This window comes from Klebsiella sp. AqSCr, assembly GCF_008452795.1.
Lineage (GTDB): Bacteria > Pseudomonadota > Gammaproteobacteria > Enterobacterales > Enterobacteriaceae > Klebsiella > Klebsiella pneumoniae.
Genome location: NZ_MJDM01000007.1, coordinates 49,375 through 69,241 on the forward strand (window position 1 = coordinate 49,375; position 19,867 = coordinate 69,241).

20 protein-coding genes are annotated in these 19,867 nt (G+C 57.4%); 9 read left to right on the forward strand and 11 right to left on the reverse strand.

Features of this window, described 5'->3' with window-relative positions:
- Nucleotides 1–33: 33 nt before the first annotated feature.
- Both rhaS and rhaR read left to right on the forward strand, forming a co-directional pair.
- The gene (rhaS, locus tag BHE81_RS23185; protein WP_002882888.1) at nucleotides 34–870 is read left to right on the forward strand and encodes an HTH-type transcriptional activator RhaS; all 837 of its coding nucleotides are present in this window, start codon (nucleotides 34–36) and stop codon (nucleotides 868–870) included.
- A gap of 73 nt (nucleotides 871–943) precedes the next feature.
- The gene (gene rhaR, locus BHE81_RS23190) at nucleotides 944–1,789 is read left to right on the forward strand and encodes an HTH-type transcriptional activator RhaR (protein WP_002882891.1); all 846 of its coding nucleotides are present in this window, start codon (nucleotides 944–946) and stop codon (nucleotides 1,787–1,789) included.
- Nucleotides 1,790–1,821: 32 nt separating this feature from the next.
- Here rhaR and rhaT read toward each other — a convergent pair whose 3' ends face one another.
- Nucleotides 1,822–2,856, reverse strand: coding sequence for an L-rhamnose/proton symporter RhaT (rhaT, locus tag BHE81_RS23195; protein ID WP_020953285.1), 1,035 nt, complete (start codon nucleotides 2,854–2,856; stop codon nucleotides 1,822–1,824).
- Nucleotides 2,857–3,145: 289 nt separating this feature from the next.
- Here rhaT and sodA point away from each other — a divergent pair, with 289 nt between their 5' ends.
- Both sodA and yiiM read left to right on the forward strand, forming a co-directional pair.
- A complete protein-coding gene (gene sodA, locus BHE81_RS23200; RefSeq protein ID WP_002882894.1) occupies nucleotides 3,146–3,766 on the forward strand; it encodes a superoxide dismutase [Mn] in 621 nt (206 codons plus the stop codon).
- A gap of 72 nt (nucleotides 3,767–3,838) precedes the next feature.
- Nucleotides 3,839–4,513 carry a 6-hydroxyaminopurine reductase gene (gene yiiM, locus BHE81_RS23205; protein WP_002882896.1) on the forward strand — a complete coding sequence of 225 codons (675 nt, stop codon included), beginning with the start codon at nucleotides 3,839–3,841 and terminating at the stop codon, nucleotides 4,511–4,513.
- A 67-nt stretch (nucleotides 4,514–4,580) separates the two neighbouring features.
- Here the strand turns inward: yiiM and cpxA are convergent, their stop codons facing one another.
- A complete protein-coding gene (cpxA, locus tag BHE81_RS23210) occupies nucleotides 4,581–5,954 on the reverse strand; it encodes an envelope stress sensor histidine kinase CpxA (RefSeq protein ID WP_002882898.1) in 1,374 nt (457 codons plus the stop codon).
- Entirely contained in the window at nucleotides 5,951–6,649 is a 699-nt protein-coding gene (gene cpxR / locus BHE81_RS23215) for an envelope stress response regulator transcription factor CpxR (protein WP_002882901.1), read from the reverse strand. The genes cpxA and cpxR overlap by 4 nt, the downstream gene beginning before the upstream one ends.
- Before the next feature lie 149 nt (nucleotides 6,650–6,798).
- Here cpxR and cpxP point away from each other — a divergent pair, with 149 nt between their 5' ends.
- The 3 genes from cpxP to pfkA all read left to right on the forward strand — a co-directional run bounded on the left by cpxP (nucleotide 6,799) and on the right by pfkA (nucleotide 9,522).
- Complete coding sequence (gene cpxP, locus BHE81_RS23220) at nucleotides 6,799–7,302, forward strand: cell-envelope stress modulator CpxP (protein WP_002882903.1); 504 nt, start codon at nucleotides 6,799–6,801, stop codon at nucleotides 7,300–7,302.
- Between the two features lie 158 nt (nucleotides 7,303–7,460).
- Nucleotides 7,461–8,363, forward strand: coding sequence for a CDF family cation-efflux transporter FieF (fieF, locus tag BHE81_RS23225; RefSeq protein WP_002882907.1), 903 nt, complete (start codon nucleotides 7,461–7,463; stop codon nucleotides 8,361–8,363).
- 196 nt (nucleotides 8,364–8,559) lie between these two features.
- The gene (gene pfkA / locus BHE81_RS23230) at nucleotides 8,560–9,522 is read left to right on the forward strand and encodes a 6-phosphofructokinase (protein ID WP_002882911.1); all 963 of its coding nucleotides are present in this window, start codon (nucleotides 8,560–8,562) and stop codon (nucleotides 9,520–9,522) included.
- Between the two features lie 61 nt (nucleotides 9,523–9,583).
- On the opposite strand, the gene rraA is transcribed toward pfkA, so the two are convergent.
- The 7 genes from rraA to priA all read right to left on the reverse strand — a co-directional run bounded on the left by rraA (nucleotide 9,584) and on the right by priA (nucleotide 17,554).
- Nucleotides 9,584–10,069, reverse strand: a complete 486-nt coding sequence (gene rraA / locus BHE81_RS23235; RefSeq protein ID WP_002882913.1) for a ribonuclease E activity regulator RraA — start codon at nucleotides 10,067–10,069, stop codon at nucleotides 9,584–9,586.
- Between the two features lie 92 nt (nucleotides 10,070–10,161).
- Nucleotides 10,162–11,082, reverse strand: coding sequence for a 1,4-dihydroxy-2-naphthoate polyprenyltransferase (gene menA / locus BHE81_RS23240; protein WP_002882914.1), 921 nt, complete (start codon nucleotides 11,080–11,082; stop codon nucleotides 10,162–10,164).
- A 69-nt stretch (nucleotides 11,083–11,151) separates the two neighbouring features.
- Nucleotides 11,152–12,486 carry an HslU--HslV peptidase ATPase subunit gene (gene hslU, locus BHE81_RS23245; RefSeq protein ID WP_002882917.1) on the reverse strand — a complete coding sequence of 445 codons (1,335 nt, stop codon included), beginning with the start codon at nucleotides 12,484–12,486 and terminating at the stop codon, nucleotides 11,152–11,154.
- Between the two features lie 9 nt (nucleotides 12,487–12,495).
- Complete coding sequence (gene hslV / locus BHE81_RS23250) at nucleotides 12,496–13,026, reverse strand: ATP-dependent protease subunit HslV (RefSeq protein WP_002882918.1); 531 nt, start codon at nucleotides 13,024–13,026, stop codon at nucleotides 12,496–12,498.
- Between the two features lie 91 nt (nucleotides 13,027–13,117).
- Nucleotides 13,118–14,086 carry a cell division protein FtsN gene (ftsN, locus tag BHE81_RS23255; protein ID WP_002882919.1) on the reverse strand — a complete coding sequence of 323 codons (969 nt, stop codon included), beginning with the start codon at nucleotides 14,084–14,086 and terminating at the stop codon, nucleotides 13,118–13,120.
- Nucleotides 14,087–14,179: 93 nt separating this feature from the next.
- Nucleotides 14,180–15,208, reverse strand: a complete 1,029-nt coding sequence (gene cytR, locus BHE81_RS23260) for a DNA-binding transcriptional regulator CytR (RefSeq protein WP_002882921.1) — start codon at nucleotides 15,206–15,208, stop codon at nucleotides 14,180–14,182.
- A gap of 150 nt (nucleotides 15,209–15,358) precedes the next feature.
- The gene (priA, locus tag BHE81_RS23265) at nucleotides 15,359–17,554 is read right to left on the reverse strand and encodes a primosomal protein N' (protein ID WP_023302332.1); all 2,196 of its coding nucleotides are present in this window, start codon (nucleotides 17,552–17,554) and stop codon (nucleotides 15,359–15,361) included.
- 252 nt (nucleotides 17,555–17,806) lie between these two features.
- Here priA and rpmE point away from each other — a divergent pair, with 252 nt between their 5' ends.
- Complete coding sequence (gene rpmE / locus BHE81_RS23270; RefSeq protein ID WP_002882922.1) at nucleotides 17,807–18,019, forward strand: 50S ribosomal protein L31; 213 nt, start codon at nucleotides 17,807–17,809, stop codon at nucleotides 18,017–18,019.
- 101 nt (nucleotides 18,020–18,120) lie between these two features.
- Here the strand turns inward: rpmE and metJ are convergent, their stop codons facing one another.
- A complete protein-coding gene (metJ, locus tag BHE81_RS23275) occupies nucleotides 18,121–18,438 on the reverse strand; it encodes a met regulon transcriptional regulator MetJ (protein WP_002882924.1) in 318 nt (105 codons plus the stop codon).
- Between the two features lie 267 nt (nucleotides 18,439–18,705).
- On the opposite strand from metJ, the gene metB reads away from it, so the two are divergent.
- Entirely contained in the window at nucleotides 18,706–19,866 is a 1,161-nt protein-coding gene (metB, locus tag BHE81_RS23280; RefSeq protein ID WP_004150388.1) for a cystathionine gamma-synthase, read from the forward strand.
- The last annotated feature ends 1 nt before the right edge of the window (nucleotide 19,867 follow it).

The window sequence follows — 19,867 nt, forward strand, 5'->3', positions numbered from 1 at the left end:
ACTGATAATTTTTCTCATTACGAGGGTGGCATCATGACCATATTGCACAGTACGGATTTCTTTAAGGCCGGGATCTCGACGGTGGCTATTGAACCCCGCCTCCCTCAGTCGGCCTTTCCGGAGCATCACCATGATTTTCATGAAATAGTTATCGTGGAGCAGGGATCGGGTATTCACGTCTTCAATGGCCAGCCCTATACCATTGGCGGCGGTTCGGTCTGTTTTATCCGCGATCACGACCGCCATCTTTACGAGCACACGGATAATCTGTGTCTGACCAATGTGCTCTATCGCGCGCCGGATGCGTTTCGCTTTCTCGCCGGGGTCAGTCAACTACTGCCCCAGGAACAGGAAGGAAACTACCCCTCGCACTGGCGGGTGAATCAAACCGTCCTGCAACAGGTGCGGCATATCGTGGCGCAGATCGAGGCCGTGGGGAGCGATACGGATACTCATGCCGTCGCCAGCCGTGAGATCCTGTTTATGCAGCTGCTGGTGCTGTTACGTAAGAGCAGCCTTGCGGAAGAGGCCACCAACAACGATGCGCGGCTGAATCAGCTGTTGGCCTGGCTCGAAGACCATTTTGCGCAGGAGATCTGCTGGGAGGAGGTGGCGGCGCAGTTTTCGCTGTCGCTGCGTACGCTGCACCGCCAGCTGAAGCAGCAGACCGGTCTGACGCCACAGCGCTATCTTAATCGGGTGCGCCTGATGAAAGCCCGCCACCTGCTGCGCCACAGCGATGAAAGCGTGACTGATATCGCTTATCGCTGCGGCTTCGGCGACAGTAACCACTTTTCGACGCTTTTTCGCCGGGAGTTCGACTGGTCGCCGCGCGATATCCGTCAGGGGCGCGACGCCATTCTTCAGTAACGCGAGAAGAGTCAACGTATTGCAGACTAAAAACGCGAATAATGCGCCGTTATCCGCGTTTGGAGTGTGAGCCGTGGCCGGTCTGATTTTACGTAAAGAGGAGTTTTTCCCTTCCGCCACACAGGCAGTGGCGGTGGCAGACCGCTACCCGCAAAATGTCTTTGCCGAACATACCCATGAGTTCTGCGAGCTGGTGCTGGTGTGGCGAGGCAACGGGCTGCACGTCCTTAACGATCGCCCCTGGCGCATTACCCGCGGCGATCTGTTCTACATTCGCGCCGAAGATAAACACTCCTATGCTTCCGTTAACGATCTGGTTCTGCAGAACATCATCTATTGCCCGGAGCGGCTGCAGCTCAATTTTGACTGGGCCGGGGCGATCCCTGGCCTCTTCGGCACGCCGTGGAAGCCCCACTGGCGCATGGGCAGCACAGGTATGGCGCAGGCGCGCCAGGTGATTAGCCAGCTTGAGCATGAGTGCGCCCGGCGCGACGCGCAGGGAAATGCGATGGCCGAACTGCTTTTTGCCCAGCTGGCGCTGACGCTGCAGCGCCATCGCTACGCGACGGATGATCCCGCGGCGACGCAGCGCGAAGCGCTGCTGGACAAACTGCTGGCCGCGCTGGCGGCCAGCCTTAGCCGCCCCTTTGTTCTGGAGCGTTTCTGCGAGCAGGAGGGCGGCAGCGAGCGGGCGCTTCGCCAGCAGTTTCGCCAGCAAACCGGGATGACCATCAATCACTATTTACGCCAGCTGCGGATCTGCCATGCGCAGTATCTGCTGCAGCATACCGAGCGCTTAATCGGCGATATCGCCATGCAGTGCGGCTTTGAGGACAGTAACTACTTTTCGGTGGTTTTTAGCCGGGAAATCGGCATGTCACCGGGGCAATGGCGGCAGCGCAGTCGCGCCGCCGCCTGAAGAGCGTCGTTGTCAGGCGGATGATCCGGTGATTAACTGGCCATTCCCAGACCGACGATATTGGCGGCGATGATGATCACCACGCAGCCGAGGCTCAGGACGCTCACCGGACGACGGCCGGCGTTGTTCCACTCCTTCAGCACCAGACCCACCACACCGCCGCACAGCACGTAGAAACTCATGTGCAGCATCCAGCTCATATAATCATACTGCGCCGGAATGCTGGCGTGGCCCCAGGCATAGAAGAAGAACTGGAGATACCACATCAGACCGCCGAGGGCAGAGAGCAGAAGGTTGCTGATGATAAGCGGTTTGGCCAGCGAGAAATCGGCTTTGACTGACAGGTTCTTCACTTTCGCCAGACGAATAAAGCAGAAGCCAAGGTTAACCAGCGCCCCGCCGCCCATAATCACCACGTAGCTTGGCAGCGCTGCGTACAGCGGGTCGACGCCGAGCGCCGCGGCGGCATCATGCATCGGTTTGGCGGCGTTCATCGCGAACGACATCCCTGCGGAGAAGATACCGCACATTACCGCCAGCAGAAGCCCTTTCTTCAGATTGAACTCTTCGGCTTTGATGCCCATTTTGCGCTCTTTCAGCTGGCCTGCGCGGGTGACGATGCCGACGCCAATCACCGCCACCAGCACGCCGAGCAGCGTCATTTGACCGCCCTGGGTGCGCATCAGCACTGCAAACTGACCGTTAATAATCGGCGTCATCAGCGTGCCGACAATCAGCGTGATGCCAATGGCGATGCCAATCCCCATCGACATGCCAAGATAGCGCATGGTCAGGCCATAGTTGATATTACCAATGCCCCACATGGCGCCGAACAGAAAGACCGGCAGCAGCGTGGAGGCGCTAAAAGAGCGGTAGTAGGCCCAGAAGTCGGGTAACAGCGTGGCGCTGATGGCCCAGGGCAGAATCAGCCAGGAGACGATCCCCCCGACCGACCACATGGTTTCCCACGACCAGTGTTTTACTTTCTTGAACGGGGCATAGAAACAGGCGGCACTGGCGGCCCCTATCAAATGCCAAAAAATACCCATCGTAATCGCGTGGTTCATTGATTTTATCCTCATCTTTTTTTATCGGAGACGGCGGCTTCCGATGGGATGAGTGTAAAAATTGGCCGCTTTGGCCGCCTTCAGGACGTTGCCACAGGATGGCGAACCCTGGCAACCATGGGCTTAATTAGTTGTTCTACATCACAAAACGACGGGTATTTCTTCTGGTTATATCCATATGAAAAATACGGCATTGATAAGCATTTTCAATACCATTTAATTAACTATAATGGACAAACTGCTTACGCGGCGTTAACACTTGAGCCGCTCGACAATAATGGAGATGATTATGAGCTATACCCTGCCATCCCTGCCTTACGCTTACGATGCTCTGGAACCGCACTTCGACAAGCAGACGATGGAGATCCATCACACTAAACACCACCAGACCTACGTGAACAATGCCAACGCCGCGCTGGAAAGCCTGCCGGAGTTCGCTAACCTGTCCGCTGAAGAGCTGATTACCAAGCTGGATCAGCTGCCGGCTGACAAAAAAACCGTACTGCGTAACAACGCCGGCGGCCACGCGAACCACAGCCTGTTCTGGAAAGGCCTGAAAACCGGTACCACCCTGCAGGGCGACCTGAAAGCGGCTATCGAGCGCGATTTCGGTTCCGTGGAGAACTTCAAAGCGGAATTCGAAAAAGCCGCTGCTACCCGTTTCGGCTCCGGCTGGGCGTGGCTGGTCCTGAAAGGTGACAAACTGGCCGTTGTCTCCACCGCCAACCAGGATTCCCCGCTGATGGGCGAAGCCATTTCCGGCGCTTCCGGCTTCCCGATTATCGGCCTGGACGTCTGGGAACACGCTTACTACCTGAAATTCCAGAACCGCCGCCCGGACTACATCAAAGCCTTCTGGGACGTAGTGAACTGGGACGAAGCTGCAGCGCGTTTTGCCGCCAAAAAATAAGGTTGCATTGCGCTAAAAGAGAAGCGAGTCTGATGACTCGCTTTTTTTATATCTGTAGCAAGGAGAGCAGCCATGCATTATCCGGTGAATGTCTTTGTCGGCAAAATCAGGGACTACGCGGGCAGTCGCCCCAGCGCGATCGACAAAATCCAGGTCGACGGAGAATTGCAGCTCGGCGATCTCGGTCTCGATGGGGACCAGCAGGCGGAGAAGAAAATCCACGGCGGGCCGGACCGCGCGCTGTGTCATTATCCGCGCGAACACTATGCCGACTGGATCCGTGACTTCCCCCAGCAGGCCGAGCGGTTCTGCGCGCCGGCGTTCGGCGAAAACCTCTCCACCACCGGGCTTACCGAGCAAAACGTTTATATCGGCGATATCTTTCGCTGGGGCGAGGCGCTGATCCAGGTCACCCAGCCGCGATCGCCGTGCTTCAAGCTCAACTTTCATTTTGCGATCAATGATATGGCGCAGCTGATGCAAAACAGCGGAAAAACCGGCTGGCTGTACCGGGTGATTGCCGGAGGGCAAGTTTCCAGCGATGCGCCGCTCGAGCTGGTTTCCCGGCTGAGTGATGTCAGCGTTCATGAGGCCGGGGCGATTGCCTGGCAGATGCCGTTTGATGATGATCAGTACCACCGCTTATTGTCGGCAGCGGGCCTGTCTGTTAGCTGGAGCCGAACGATGCAGAAACGGCGTTTAAGCGGCAAGATAGAGGATAGTTCGCGGAGATTATGGGGGAAATAATCCCCCATATTAAGTATTCCCGGGGATGCTCCCGGCGCAGCGCCGCACAGCGCAGGCCGGGTCGGCGTCAGGTTCGTTTATACAGCGGCAGCCAGATTGTTAAACGCAGACCACCCAGCGGGCTGTCGTCGGCCTTCACCCAGCCGCGGTGCTGCTGAATAGCGGTTTCGACAATCGCCAGCCCCAGGCCGGTGCCGCCGGACTCGCGGTCGCGCGCCTCGTCGGTCCGGTAGAATGGCCGGAAAATCTGTTCGCGATCCTCCGGGCTGACTCCCGGGCCGTCGTCATCGACGTTAACCGTAATCCCGTCTTTATCCACCGAGAAGCTGACGGAAATTTTCGTATGCGAGTAGCGCAGGGCGTTGCGCACGATATTCTCCAGCGCGCTTTCCAGCGCATTGGGGTTACCGTACAGCGGCCATGGGCCCGGCGGATACTCAACGGTGAAAGATTTCCCCATCTGCTCGGCTTCAAACGCCGCATTGTCCAACACTTCGTTCCATAGCTGATTGGCTTTCACCGTCTCGCTGACCAGGGCGTTTTTCGCCTGATTGCGCGACATCACCAGCAGGTCGTTGATCATGCTGTCCAGCCGGTGCGCTTCAGTTTCGATACGCTCCAGCTCCTTACTCTCTCCGCTGCGGCGACGCAGCAGGGCGGTACCTAATTGCAGGCGCGTAAGCGGCGTGCGCAGCTCGTGCGAGATATCGGACAGCAGCCGCTGCTGGCTGGTCATCATCCGCTCCAGGGCCGTCACCATCTGGTTAAAACTGGCGCCAGCGGCTAAAAACTCCTGCGGCCCGGCTTCCAGCTCCGGATGCTGGCGCAGGTTGCCCTGGGCGACTTCATCGGCGGCATTTTTCAGCTTACGCGCCGGTTTCGCCAGGCTCCACGCCAGCCACAGCAGCAGCGGGGCGCTGACCAGCATCGTGACGATCAGCAGCAGCAGCGGCCGGTCAAACAGCAGGTTGATAAAGTCGGATTGTGAGGTGCTGGCGGGACGAATCAGATAGAGCTGATAGTTATCCTCCCCGTCCCGGACGGAAAACGGGCCCACCATTTCCAGGCGGCCATAGCGTTTTTTCTGCGGATGATCGGCGTTATCGGCCTGGCCGATAAAGTTACGAATGATCTGCATCTCGTTGCGTTCTGCGCCGATCACGCGGCCTTCGCTGGTCACCAGCAGCAGGCGTTGTCCCGGAGGCGCCCATTTATCGATGGCGCGAAACAAACGACGCCACCACATCAGGTCGTTTGGCGGATCGTTGGCCAGCTCGGCCTCGACGTGCTGCTCGATCATGATGCCCTGACGCTGCTCGCTTTCCAGCAGCTCGGTCATCTGCCGGGAATCCAGTTTGGGCAACATCAGCACCAGCATCAACACCAGCGCCAGCGTGAGCCAGAAGATGGCGAAGATGCGTGCAGTCAAACTTCCAATCATGAAGCGGAAACCATCAGATACCCGCGGCCACGCAGCGTTTTAAACCACGGATGGCCATCTTTGCGCTCCGGCAGCTTACGCCGCAGGTTGGAAATATGCATATCAATGGCGCGGTCGAACGGCGTCAGGCGCTTGCCTAACACTTCCTGGCTTAAATGCTCACGGGAGACTACCTGACCGAGATGCTGCGCTAACAGATAGAGCAGGGTGAACTCGGTGCCGGTGAGCTCCAGCGTCTGGCCATCGAAATTGGCTTCCTGGCGGCCCGGATTGAGGCTTAAGGCATCCACTTCCAGGGTTGGTGAGCCGGCTTCGGTCGTCTGCTGCTGCTCGCTCCAGTGGGAACGGCGCAGAATCGCGCGTATACGGGCCACCAGCTCGCGATCGTTGAATGGCTTAGGCAAATAGTCATCCGCGCCCAGCTCGAGGCCGAGAACGCGATCCAGCTCGCTTCCGCGCGCTGTTAGCATGATAACCGGAGTCTGGTGTGTCTGACGCAGCTCTTTCAGCGTATCGATACCGTTTTTCTTCGGCATCATCACGTCGAGCAGCAATAAATCAACGCTGTCGTCCAGAAGGGCCAGCGCCTGTTCCCCATCATGGGCCACCAGCACGTTAAAACCTTCCATATCGAGCAGCTCTTTTAACAGGGAGGTGAGCTCCCGGTCATCATCAACTAACAGGATTTTATTCATTGTTTAAATACCTCCGAGGCAGAAATTACGTCATCAAGGCCCGCTAATCCATGACTTTACGTTGTTTTACACCCCCTGACGCATGTTTGCAGCCTGAATCGTAGACTGTCTCTCGTTGAATCGCGACACAAACGTTTTGGGAGTATGTGATGCGCAATGTTATCGCTGCCGTCATGGCCTCAACGCTGGCGCTAAGTGCATATAGCCAGGCCGCTGAAGTCGTTACCAGCGTTAACTGGCTCCCCGGAGACGACGGGGGACAGCGCGGTAGCCAAAGCCATATGTTTGACGGCATAAGTTTAACCGAGCAGCAACGTCAGCAGTTACGGGATCTTATGCAACGGGCACGCCACGACAGGCTCCCCGTTAATGTTAGCGAAATGGAGACAATGCATCGCCTTGTCACCGCAGAAAATTTTGATGAAAACGCTGTGCGCGCTCAGGCAGAAAAGATGGCGCAGGAACAGGTTGCCCGCCAGGTCGAGATGGCTAAGGTTCGCAACCAGATGTACCACCTGCTTACGCCAGAGCAGCAAGCGGTTTTAAATGCTAAGCACCAGCAGCGTATGGATCAGTTGCGTGAGGTTGCAAGGATGCAGAAAGGCTCAGCGATGATGCTTTCGAGTAGTAGCAACACCCTGCAACCCCAGTAACAAACCCTGTTTTCCTTGCCATAGACACCATCCCTGTCTTCCCCCACATGATGTGGGGGTTTTTTTTGCCCTTTTTACGGTAAATCAACTCCTTCGCCTATCCCGTGAGCGTCACAAGTTCGGGTTATACTAAGCGCATTGCAGGAGAAGGAGCCTATATGAATCAATCTTATGGCCGGTTGGTGAGCCGCGCCGCTATCGCCGCGACGGCTATGGCCTCCGCGTTACTTTTGATCAAAATTTTTGCGTGGTGGTATACCGGTTCTGTCAGTATTCTGGCTGCGCTGGTGGATTCGCTGGTGGACATTGCCGCCTCGCTGACCAACCTGCTGGTGGTTCGCTATTCGCTACAGCCTGCTGATGAAGAACATACCTTTGGTCATGGCAAAGCGGAGTCGCTGGCGGCGCTGGCGCAAAGCATGTTTATCTCCGGCTCGGCGCTGTTCCTGTTTCTCACCGGCATTCAGCACCTGGTGCGCCCGGAGCCGCTGCAGGCCGCCGGCGTCGGGGTCGTCGTCACATTGATCGCCCTCGTTAGTACGCTGGCGCTGGTGACTTTCCAGCGCTGGGTGGTGCGAAAAACCCAGAGCCAGGCGGTGCGGGCGGATATGCTTCATTATCAGTCTGATGTTATGATGAACGGCGCCATTCTGGTGGCGCTGGGCCTATCCTGGTACGGCTGGCATCGCGCCGACGCGTTGTTTGCCCTGGGGATTGGCATCTATATTTTATATAGCGCGCTGCGGATGGGCTATGAGGCGGTTCAGTCACTACTCGACCGCGCCTTGCCTGACGAGGAGCGTCAGGACATTATCACCATCGTGACCGCATGGCCCGGCATCCGCGGGGCGCACGATCTACGAACGCGGCAGTCAGGGCCGACCCGCTTTATTCAGATTCATTTGGAAATGGAAGATAACCTCCCGCTGGTGCAAGCCCACGTGATTGCAGACCAGGTGGAGCAGGCGATTCTGCGCCGTTTCCCGGGGTCCGATGTCATTATCCATCAGGATCCCAGCTCTGTGGTGCCAGCGGCGCAGCAGGGCTTTTTTGAGCGTTAGGTTATAGTCTGTAAACTCGATGTAAAAATGTGGGGCAGATCGGCATTTTTTGTATAAATTACCGCCGTTTGGTCTGACCTGAATCAATTCAGCTTGAGGCGTTTGATATACTATTGTCATTAGCGTCGTGCACTCCTGGTGAGGGAGCGCTTCAGGCAACAGAATTATTTTTTGCTTCCTAAGTTCAGAGGTAGTCATGATTAAGAAAATCGGTGTGTTGACAAGTGGCGGTGATGCGCCGGGCATGAACGCAGCAATTCGTGGCGTTGTGCGCGCGGCATTAACGGAAGGTCTGGAAGTTTTTGGAATCTATGACGGTTACCTCGGATTGTATGAAGACCGTATGGTTCAGCTCGACCGTTACAGCGTTTCCGACATGATCAACCGCGGCGGCACCTTCCTGGGCTCCGCTCGCTTCCCGGAATTCCGCGAAGAACACATCCGCGCTGTGGCTATCGAAAACATGAAGAAGCGCGGCCTGGACGCGCTGGTGGTTATCGGCGGTGACGGTTCCTATATGGGGGCGATGCGCCTGACCGAGATGGGCTTCCCATGCATCGGCCTGCCGGGCACCATCGACAACGATATCAAAGGCACTGACTACACCATCGGCTTCTTTACTGCCCTGAGCACCGTGGTGGAAGCGATTGACCGTTTGCGCGACACCTCCTCTTCGCACCAGCGTATCTCCGTGGTGGAAGTGATGGGCCGTTACTGTGGCGACCTGACCCTGGCGGCGGCGATTGCCGGCGGCTGTGAGTTCATCATGGTGCCTGAAGTGGAATATACCCGTGACGATCTGGTGGCAGAAATCAAAGCCGGTATCGCGAAAGGGAAAAAACACGCTATCGTGGCCATCACCGAGCACATGTGCGACGTTGACGAGCTGGCAAGCTACATCGAGAAAGAGACTGGCCGTGAAACTCGCGCCACCGTCCTCGGCCACATTCAGCGCGGCGGTTCCCCGGTTCCTTACGACCGCATCCTGGCTTCCCGCATGGGCGCCTATGCGATTGAGCTGCTGCTGCAGGGCCATGGCGGCCGTTGCGTCGGCATCCAGAACGAGAAGCTGGTGCACCACGACATCATCGATGCCATCGAGAACATGAAGCGTCCGTTCAAGAACGACTGGCTGGATTGCGCGAAGAAACTGTACTAAGTTACGCGCCGGATAAACAAAAGGCCTTCTCATGGAGAAGGCCTTTTTTATGGCGGAAGGTTTATTCGATATCCAGCGGGTCTTCCGACAGGATCATCCCGGTGTTATCGGCATACAGATGGTCGCCGGAGAAGAAAGTCACCCCGCCGAAATTGACGCGCACGTCGCTTTCGCCGATGCCTTCGCCAGCCGCGCCGACCGGAATAGCCGCCAGCGCCTGAATACCAATGTCCAGTTCCTCAAGGTCGTCAACCTGGCGCACCGCGCCATAGACCACCAACCCTTCCCATTCATTCTGGACGGCCAGACGCGCCAGGTCTGCGTCAATTAACGCGCGTCGTACTGAGCCGCCGCCGTCGATCAGGAGAATATGACCACGGCCATTCTGCTCGAGCAGATCGTAGAGCAACCCGTTATCCTCGAAACATTTAACCGTAATGATCTGTCCACCAAACGACGACCGTCCTCCAAAGTTAGAGAACAGCGGTTCCACGACGTTGACATCTTCCTGGTAGATGTCACAAAGCTCGGAAGTATCGTATTTCATAGGCTTAACGTTCAGTTGCTGCGAGAGTTTTTAGTATATCCCGCGAATCGCATTGTTGGCAAAATCATCAATTGTTAATTGATATTTGTCAGTTAAGCCATCAGCTTACTGGCAATAATTCCGATAACAAACAGCAGGTTGGTTAGTAAAGCCCCTTTGACCGTCTTTTCGAGCATTGGCCGCATCGCCAGCGGATCGGATTCGCGCAGGACGTAGCGCGCCTGTTTCACCAGCAGCGGCGTGGCGAGAATAAACAGCCAGCCCCAGGCTGAATGCAGCGCCAGCAGGTTAAACAGCGCCAGACACAGCAGGGCGCCGAGCAGCAGGCAGGCATGATAGCGGCGGGCATTGACCGGGCCCAGGCGCACGGCGAGGGTGTTCTTCCCGTTCTGCCGGTCGCTGTCGATATCGCGCAGATTATTGATGTTCAGCACGGCGGTCGCCAGCAGACCGCAGGCTGTCGCCGGCAGAAAAATGGCCGCTTCCACATTATGGGCTTGCAGATACCAGCTGCCGAGGACGCTCAGCCAGCCGAAGAAAACGAGTACTGAGATATCACCCAGACCAATATATCCATACGGACGGGTGCCCACCGTGTAGGTGATGGCGGCCACGATAGACAGGCCTCCCAGGGCGAGGAAGCCGATGAAATCGCCGACGCTCTGCCAGGCGGCGCACAGCAGCGCCAGACCAAACAGGCAGATGAGTACGACGGTGACGATCAGGGCGCGCTTCATCTGCTGGGGGGTAATCACCCCTTTCTGCATCCCGCGCAGCGGCCCGATGCGATCCGGTTTATCGCTCCCCTTAACCGCGTCGCCGTAGTCATTGGCGAGGTTGGAAAGAATTTGCAGCAAGCCGGCGGTGATCAGCGCCAGCAGGGCAACCCAGGGATCAAAATGGCCCTGCTCCCAGGCAAGGACGGTGCCAACAATAATCGCGGCAAATGCCAGCGGTAACGTTTTAGGACGCAGGCTTTCCAGCCACGCCTGTGAACGGCTGATATCAGTCATAGTTATTTTAGCCAATAAAAATGGGGGCGATAGCCCCCATCAACAGTGATGAAAATGCATTGCACCGGATTATAGGATAAAACGGCTCAGATCTTCATCTGCCACCAGAACATCCAGGTGTTTACTCACATATTCGGCATCGATAGTGACGGTCTGGCCGTTCATCTCGCTGGCATCATAGGAGATATCTTCCACCAGGCGCTCCAGCACGGTGTGCAGGCGACGCGCACCGATGTTCTCGGTGGTTTCGTTTACCTGCCATGCGGCCTGGGCGATGCGCTTGATGCCGTCTTCGGTGAATTCGATGTTCACCCCTTCGGTCGCCATCAGCGCCTTGTACTGCACGGTGATGGAGGCATTCGGCTCGGTCAGGATGCGCTCGAAGTCGTGGGTGGTCAGCGCCTTCAGCTCAACGCGGATCGGCAGACGCCCCTGCAGTTCCGGGATCAGATCGGATGGGCTGGCCACCTGGAATGCGCCGGAGGCGATAAACAGGATGTGGTCGGTCTTGACCATCCCATGTTTGGTGGAGACGGTGCAGCCTTCCACCAGCGGCAGCAGGTCGCGCTGTACGCCTTCGCGGGAGACGTCCGGGCCGGAGGTGTTGCCGCCGCGCTTACAGATTTTGTCAATTTCGTCGATAAAGACGATACCGTGCTGCTCTACAGCGTCGATGGCTTCCTGCTTCAGCTCTTCCGGATTGACCAGTTTGGCCGCTTCTTCTTCAATCAGCAGCTTCATCGCGTCTTTGATTTTCAGCTTACGCGGTTTCTGCTTCTGGCCGCCGAGGTTCTGGAACATAGACTGCAACTGGCTGGTCATCTCTTCCATGCCCGGAGGGGACATGATTTCAACGCCCATCGGCGCCGCAGCGAGATCGATTTCAATCTCTTTATCGTCCAGTTGGCCTTCACGCAGTTTTTTACGGAACGCCTGGCGCGCTGCAGACGGTTCCTGCGACGGCTCAGTCTGGCCCCAGTTGTTCTTCGCCGGTGGGATCAGCACGTCAAGCACGCGCTCTTCCGCCAGCTCTTCCGCGCGGTAACGGTTCTTATCGATGGACTGCATGCGAACCATTTTGATCGCCGCATCGGTCAAATCGCGGATGATGGAGTCCACTTCTTTACCGACATAGCCCACTTCGGTGAACTTCGTCGCTTCAACTTTGATAAACGGCGCGTTGGCCAGTTTTGCCAGACGACGGGCGATTTCGGTTTTACCGACGCCGGTTGGGCCGATCATCAGAATGTTTTTCGGCGTGACTTCATGACGCAGCTCTTCATTAAGCTGCATCCGACGCCAGCGGTTACGCAGGGCGATAGCAACAGAACGCTTGGCGGCGTCCTGACCGATAATGTGTTTGTCCAGTTCGCTGACAATTTCGCGTGGGGTCATTTCAGACATGGGAGATCCTTACGCTTTAGAAGGTAATTCTTCGATGGTGTGGAAATGGTTGGTGTAGATGCAGATATCACCTGCAATATCCAACGCTTTCTCGGCGATGTCGCGCGCGCCCATATCGGTATTTTCCAACAGCGCGCGGGCCGCGGCCTGGGCGTAAGGACCGCCGGAGCCGATAGCAATCAAATCGTTTTCCGGCTGTACCACGTCACCGTTACCGGTGATGATAAGCGACGCGTTTTCGTCCGCGACGGCCAGCAGCGCTTCCAGTTTGCGCAACATCCGGTCAGTTCGCCAGTCTTTGGCCAGCTCAACGGCGGCCTTCACCAGATGGCCCTGGTGCATTTCCAGTTTACGTTCAAACAGTTCGAACAGCGTGAAGGCGTCGGCGGTGCCGCCAGCGAAACCGGCAATCACTTTGTCGTTGTACAGACGACGCACTTTCTTCACATTGCCCTTCATCACGGTGTTGCCCAGCGTGGCCTGGCCATCACCGGCAATAACAACATGGCCGTTACGGCGAACACTTACAATTGTAGTCACGAGCAGACCCCTTGGTTGCAAAAGCGGAACAGGGGCCCCGCGCTGTCCGCGGGGCCGAATGCAATTATAGATGGGGGGGATTTTGAGGGTTTCAACCCCTGGCGGCGAGACGAATGCAGTTCGCGTGTCCAGCCATCTTCAGGCGGGTGATCATCTCGTTGGCGCTTTCTTTGCCTTTCAACGGGCCAATAACCACGCGGTTCCAGCCGTTGTTAGTGGTAATGTGCGAAGCAAACCCTTCGAAAGCCAGCTGAGCGCGGACGGTTTCGGCCTGCTCGGCGCCTTTAAAGGAGCCGCACTGGATCATCCAGCTACGATCGTCTTTCTTCTCGGCGGTGGTTTTCGGCGCTTCTTCCACCCGAGTTACCGGCGCCGCGGCCTGGGTACGCGGCTGCGTGGTATTGGTATGCGCTGGCGTCTGCAGCAGATCTTGGTACGGCTGCTGGTTTGACGCGGTCTGCTTCGGCTGTTGCTGCTGAACCGGCTTCGGCTGCTGAACGCGCGGCGGCTGCTGTTGGACGGTCTGCGCCTGAGTCTGCGCCCACTGTTGCTGCTGCGCCTGCTGCTGTTGCTGCGCTAAACGCTGACGCTGAAGCGTCTGCTGGCGCTGCGCCGGCGTTTGTTCGTTCCACGGCACTTCGGTCAGCTGGGTCGGCTGCTGGCGCATATCGGCCTGCATCTGGGCGAGCAGCTGGCGCTGCTCGTCGGTCAGCTGTTCCGGTTTCATGACTTCGCCACCGGCGGTCGGTTCGGTCGGCGCGCGGACGCCAGGCTGGCGGCTTTCCAGCTCTTTAATATAGCGCCAGCGCTCTTCCGGTTTGGGCGGCAAGCCGTTGCCGGCGGCCTGGCGATTTTGCATCGCTTCCGCTTCTTCTTTCTTATGATGCGTAATGAAATAGAGGCCACCGATAAAGGCCACCAGCACAGCCGCCGCGATCGCCACCATCGCCGGTGAAATCGCCGGAAGGCTGCTTTGCTTATTCCTTGAGCTTCGGGTCGTGCTCTTTTTGCGCCGCGAAGAAGCCGGTTGGCTGCGGCGTACATAATCTCGTTGTGCCACTATCGTTTCGCTGTCTTATATTCGTTCGTCAGCCCGCCATGTTACTTAAGCGGCGGGCCTTTGACCAGAAGAGCAGGCCCGAAAGCCTGATGGTTATCGTCTGATTTTTTGCGTACTGCCGCGAACAATCAGTTCGCAATCGAGCAGACGCGAGCCGCTGTTCACGTTATGCCCCTGCATTTGCTCCAGTAATAGCAGCATTCCTTCACGGCCGATATCAAACCGTGGCTGTGAAACCGTGGTCAACGGCGGGTCGCAAAATTCAGACAACGCGATGTTATCGAAGCCGACAATTGACAGGTCGTCCGGTACTTTCAGACCGCGACGTTTTGCCAGCGATAAGGCGCCCAGCGCCATCACATCGCTATGGCAAAAGACCGCCGTGGGCGGCACCGGCTGCGCCAGGAGCTGCTCCAGCGCATTGGCGCCGGCTTCGAAGGTAAAGTTGCCGCGAGCAATATAGTGCGGATCGACGGTGATACCGCTGCGGCGCAGCGCCTGCACATAACCCTGCAGGCGATAATGGCACAACGGCATATCTTCCGGGCCGGCGATACAGCCGATACGCTGATGTCCCAGCTCGTGGAGATAATTTACCGCGTTAAAGGCCGCCGTCAGGTTATCGATATGGACGGTGGGCAGCTCCAGCTCCGGCGCAAACTCATTCGACATGACCATTGGCGGCAAATTGCGCTGCTCTTCCACGCTGGCGTCAAACGGCAGGCGCGAGCTGAGCAGCACCATGCCGTCGATCTGCTTGGTGATGATAAGGTCGATAAAGGTTTTTTCTTTCTGATTCTGGTGGGCGCAATCGCCGATTAACACCAGATAGCCGTGCTCGGCGGCAGTGACTTCAATACCGCGGATCACTTCACTAAAGAAGGGATCGCAGATATCCGGGACGATCACGAGGATCGTCCGCGATTCGTTGCGCTTCATATTGCGTCCGAGCGACTGCGGTAAATAGCCGACTTCCAGCGCCGCCTGCTCGACCCGGTTACGGGTGGCTTGCGACACCTTATCAGGGTTCATCAACGCTCGGGACACGGTTGCCGTGGAAACGTTTGCCTTGAGGGCGACGTCTTTCATGGTGGCGGCAACCACTTGTTTTTTGGGCTTCACCTGGTTTCTCCTCGCTGAATGGCGCTGGCATTTCCCTTGGGCGCTAACTGCTGCATCATTTTTATCAGATAGTCGCGGCAGTGAGTTACAGAATTTTCATGAAAAACGTGATGCTTGTTAAATTTTTCGATCCGGCTCGCAAGAGAAGGCTTATCCTTCAATCGGATCGACATCCAGCACCCACTTCACTTTTCTCGCCTCCGGAAGCGTATTGATCAGCGCCAGCGTACCGCTAACGATATGTTGCAGACGCACCCGCGAAGGATGCTGCAGCAATATTTGCCAGCGCCAGCGGCCGCCGCGCTTTGGTGCCAGCGCCGGAACCGGACCGAGCACCCATAGCTTTTCGTCGGCCAGCGGGCTGGCCTGCAGCAGATTGCGCAGCTGTTGTAAAAACAGCGGCGCCTGCTGGTTGTTATGGTCTTCCGCACGAATCAGCACATGGCTGGTCCACGGCGGCAGCTGCATCGTCTGCCGCTCTGCCAGCGCCTGTTCGGCAAAGGCGTCGTAGCCTTTATACAGCAGGGTCTGCAGTAGAGGGTGTTCCGGATGGTGGGTTTGAAGAATGACCTCGCCCTGTTTTCCTGCCCGGCCCGCTCGTCCGGAGACCTGGGTATAAAGCTGAGCGAAACGCTCTGCGGAGCGGAAATCAGCGGAAAACAGCGCCCCGTCGACATCCAGCAGGGAGACGAGGGTGACGTCCGGGAAGTGGTGCCCTTTGGCCAGCATTTGGGTGCCAATCAGAATACGCGCCCCGCCGCGATGGACGGCGGCGAGATGCTCCTCCAGCGCTCCTTTGCGGCTGGTGGTATCGCGGTCGATACGCGAGATAGGCACCTCAGGGAACAGCGGTGCCAGGGCCTGCTCCAGCTGCTCGGTGCCGATCCCTACCGGCACCAGATGCGTGGAGCCGCAGGAAGGACACTGGCGCGGGATCGGGCGCTGGCTGTCGCAATGGTGGCAGCGCAGATGGTGCTGCGCCTGGTGCAACGTATAGTAACTGTCGCAGCGCGGGCATTCCGCTATCCAGCCGCAATCGTGGCACAGCAGCGCTGGCGCAAAGCCGCGGCGGTTAAGAAACAGGATCACCTGGTTATCCGCTTGCAGGTGCTGGCGCATACGGCTAATCAGTGCGGGAGACAGGCCCGCCTGCAGCGGTTGCCCTTTGAGATCGAGCACGTACTGCTGGGCCGGGCGCGCATTGCCCGCGCGTTTGCTTAAGGTTAACTGGCGGTATTTACCCTGGCGGACGTTATGCAGAGTCTCCAGCGCCGGCGTCGCCGAGCCGAGAATTATCGGGATCTGCTCGCTGTGGGCGCGCCATACCGCCAGGTCGCGGGCATGGTAGCGCCAGCCTTCCTGCTGCTTGTAGGAGCTGTCATGCTCTTCGTCGATGACGATGACGCCGAGATCTTTAAATGGGGTAAACAGCGAGGAGCGGGTGCCGATCACAATGGCCGCTTCGCCATTTTTCGCCTTCAGCCAGGCCGAGAGACGTTCGCTGTCATTGAGCCCGGAGTGCAGCACTTCCACCGGCGCGTTAAAGCGCTGGCGAAATCGGGCGATGGTTTGCGGCGTCAGGCCGATCTCCGGCACCATCACCAGCGCCTGGCGCCCCTGCGCCAGCACATTCTCCAGCACGCTCAAATAGACTTCCGTTTTCCCGGAGCCGGTAATACCCGCCAGCAGCCAGGCGGAGAAACGATCGGCGGCGCTGTGGATCGCCCCGACGGCGGTGGCCTGCTCGGTATTCAGGCGCAGGCGTTCGCCGGCAACCGAATACTCGCTGCGCCAGTCGGTGAGGGCGGGCGCTTCGCAGGTCAGCTCCGCCAGCCCTTTACCGCGCAGCGCCTGCAGCGCCGCTTCATTGAATTCCAGTTCGCCAACCTGATGACGCCAGATTTTGCCCTGGCGCAGCGCCGCCAGCGCCTGCTGCTGCTTCCGGGAGCGTTTCAGACCGTTAAGGTCGACAACCTGCCCCTGCTCGGTGGCGAACCAGTACCACAGCGGCGTGGCGCTGGCGGGTTTGCCCTGGCGCAGCATAACGGGTAATGCATGGAACAGCACATCGCCGATCGGGTGATGGTAATACTCAGCCGCCCACATCAGCAGTCGCCAGACAGTCGTGGAGAAGACCGGCTCGTCGTCCAGCGCTTCGGCGACCGGTTTTAGCTCATCCAGCGGCAGTTCGCTGCGCTCGCTCACCGCCGCGACAATGCCGATCCGCTCCTGTTTGCCGAACGGCACCCGCACCCGACAGCCCGCTTTGACCGCCATGCCTTCAGGCAGCAGGTAGTCAAAAGTGCGCGGTAGCGGAACGGGTAGGGCAACGTGGGCGACGGACATGTCATCTTCCTGACTTGAAATCTGGCGGGATAGTATACACATTACGATAAGGCGGCGCGGATCAGTTTGCATATGCTGGTCAAATTCTGTATGATTCGCCGCCTTTGATGCGCTTTATATCGCATTGAAGATTGACCATTACCGCGTGCTTCACGCTGTCAGCAGCGTAGAAGGCGACGGGAAATTACTAATATCGCGTGGTGTCTGGCGTTAGGGCTGGAAGAGCGACGCGGCCTTAACTGAGGTTCTCCCATGAAAAAAGGTATTCACCCAAATTACGACGAAATTACTGCTACCTGTTCTTGCGGTAATGTCATGAAAATCCGCTCCACCGTTGGTCACGACCTGAACCTCGACGTGTGCGGCAAATGCCACCCGTTCTTCACCGGCAAACAGCGTGATGTTGCTACCGGTGGCCGTGTTGACCGCTTCAACAAGCGCTTCAGCATCCCGGGCAGCAAGTAAGTTGCCAGAAGAAGCCGCCTCAGGGCGGCTTTTTTGTCTCTTCCGCCTGCCTGGGCGGGAAAGAAAAAAGGGCGGAAGATTATTCCGCCCTTTTTATCGTCTCAGTATTCCCACGTATCCGGGTCGATTCCCAGTTCACGCATAATCGCTTTCGCCGCTTCCGGGATCTCATCGCTGCGCTCTTTACGCAGGTCTTCATCGTTAGGCAACGGTTGTCCGGTAAAGGCATGCAGAAACGCTTCGCACAGCAGCTCGCTGTTGGTCGCGTGACGCAGGTTATTCACCTGACGACGCGTGCGTTCATCGGTGAGGATTTTTAACACCTTCAGAGGAATGGAAACCGTAATTTTCTTTACTTGTTCACTCTTCTTACCGTGCTCAGCGTATGGGCTGATATATTCGCCGCTCCATTCAGCCATGAGATACCTTAATCCTCTGTTTATTAGTGAAGGGCCAGAATATTCCGCCCGGGCTATAATTGCGCGTAGTTTACCGTATGCGCGGGCTTTCTGACATGAGATAAGCCGCCGACGACGTGCGCTAATGCATATAATTTTAACGGCTATTTGCACTTTGCTCAATCTATACGCAAAGAAGTTTAGATGTCCAGATGTATTGACGTCTATTGTGACAATGATTACTCTGGAGCCTGACTTTTCACCGATTCAGCCCAGGAACTTCCCAACATGACGCGTAAACAGGCCACCATCGCAGTGCGTAGCGGTTTAAATGACGACGAGCAGTACGGTTGCGTTGTCCCGCCGATTCACCTCTCCAGTACCTATAACTTCACCGGCTTTAATGAACCGCGCGCCCACGACTACTCCCGTCGTGGCAATCCGACGCGCGATGTGGTGCAGCGCGCCTTAGCGGAGCTGGAGGGCGGCGCCGGCGCGGTGCTGACCAATACCGGAATGTCGGCGATCCTGCTGGTGACGACAGTGTTCCTTAAACCGGGCGATCTGCTGGTGGCGCCGCACGACTGCTACGGCGGCAGCTACCGTCTGTTCGACAGCCTGGCGAAGCGCGGCTGCTATCGCGTCCAGTTTGTCGATCAAAGCGATGAGCAGGCGTTGCGGGCGGCGCTGGCGGAAAAACCGAAGCTGGTGTTGGTGGAAAGCCCAAGTAATCCATTGCTGCGGGTGGTGGATATTGCGAAAATCTGTGGTCTGGCGCGTGAGGCCGGGGCAATTAGCGTGGTGGACAACACCTTCCTGAGCCCGGCGTTGCAAAACCCGCTGGCGCTGGGCGCCGATCTGGTGCTGCATTCCTGTACCAAATACCTCAATGGTCACTCCGATGTGGTGGCCGGGGTGGTGATTGCCAAAGATCCGGCAACTGTCACCGAACTGGCATGGTGGGCGAATAATATTGGCGTCACCGGCAGCGCCTTCGACAGCTATCTGCTGTTGCGCGGGCTGCGGACGCTGTCTCCACGGATGGAAGTGGCGCAGCGAAATGCCCTGGCGATCGTTGAGTATCTGAAAACCCAGCCGCTGGTGAAAAAGCTGTATCATCCATCGCTGCCGGAAAACCAGGGGCATGAAATTGCGGCGCGTCAGCAAAAAGGTTTTGGCGCAATGTTAAGCTTCGAGCTTGACGGTGACGAGCAGACGCTGCGCCGTTTTCTGAGCGGGCTGTCGCTGTTTACACTGGCGGAATCGCTGGGGGGCGTTGAAAGCCTGATTTCCCATGCGGCAACGATGACGCATGCCGGCATGGCGCCTGAAGCGCGTGCCGCCGCCGGAATTTCAGAAACGCTCCTGCGTATATCGACCGGTATTGAAGATGGTGAAGATTTAATTGCCGACCTGGAAAATGGCTTCCGGGCAGCAAACGAGGAATAAA

Coding starts and splice junctions, on each gene's coding strand:
- rhaS (WP_002882888.1), top strand. CDS start 34: ATGACCATATTGCACAGTACGGATTTCTTTAAGGCCGGGATCTCGACG.
- rhaT (WP_020953285.1), bottom strand. CDS start 2,856: ATGAACCACGCGATTACGATGGGTATTTTTTGGCATTTGATAGGGGCC.
- sodA (WP_002882894.1), top strand. CDS start 3,146: ATGAGCTATACCCTGCCATCCCTGCCTTACGCTTACGATGCTCTGGAA.
- yiiM (WP_002882896.1), top strand. CDS start 3,839: ATGCATTATCCGGTGAATGTCTTTGTCGGCAAAATCAGGGACTACGCG.
- cpxA (WP_002882898.1), bottom strand. CDS start 5,954: ATGATTGGAAGTTTGACTGCACGCATCTTCGCCATCTTCTGGCTCACG.
- cpxR (WP_002882901.1), bottom strand. CDS start 6,649: ATGAATAAAATCCTGTTAGTTGATGATGACCGGGAGCTCACCTCCCTG.
- cpxP (WP_002882903.1), top strand. CDS start 6,799: ATGCGCAATGTTATCGCTGCCGTCATGGCCTCAACGCTGGCGCTAAGT.
- fieF (WP_002882907.1), top strand. CDS start 7,461: ATGAATCAATCTTATGGCCGGTTGGTGAGCCGCGCCGCTATCGCCGCG.
- pfkA (WP_002882911.1), top strand. CDS start 8,560: ATGATTAAGAAAATCGGTGTGTTGACAAGTGGCGGTGATGCGCCGGGC.
- rraA (WP_002882913.1), bottom strand. CDS start 10,069: ATGAAATACGATACTTCCGAGCTTTGTGACATCTACCAGGAAGATGTC.
- menA (WP_002882914.1), bottom strand. CDS start 11,082: ATGACTGATATCAGCCGTTCACAGGCGTGGCTGGAAAGCCTGCGTCCT.
- hslU (WP_002882917.1), bottom strand. CDS start 12,486: ATGTCTGAAATGACCCCACGCGAAATTGTCAGCGAACTGGACAAACAC.
- priA (WP_023302332.1), bottom strand. CDS start 17,554: ATGTCCGTCGCCCACGTTGCCCTACCCGTTCCGCTACCGCGCACTTTT.
- rpmE (WP_002882922.1), top strand. CDS start 17,807: ATGAAAAAAGGTATTCACCCAAATTACGACGAAATTACTGCTACCTGT.
- metJ (WP_002882924.1), bottom strand. CDS start 18,438: ATGGCTGAATGGAGCGGCGAATATATCAGCCCATACGCTGAGCACGGT.
- metB (WP_004150388.1), top strand. CDS start 18,706: ATGACGCGTAAACAGGCCACCATCGCAGTGCGTAGCGGTTTAAATGAC.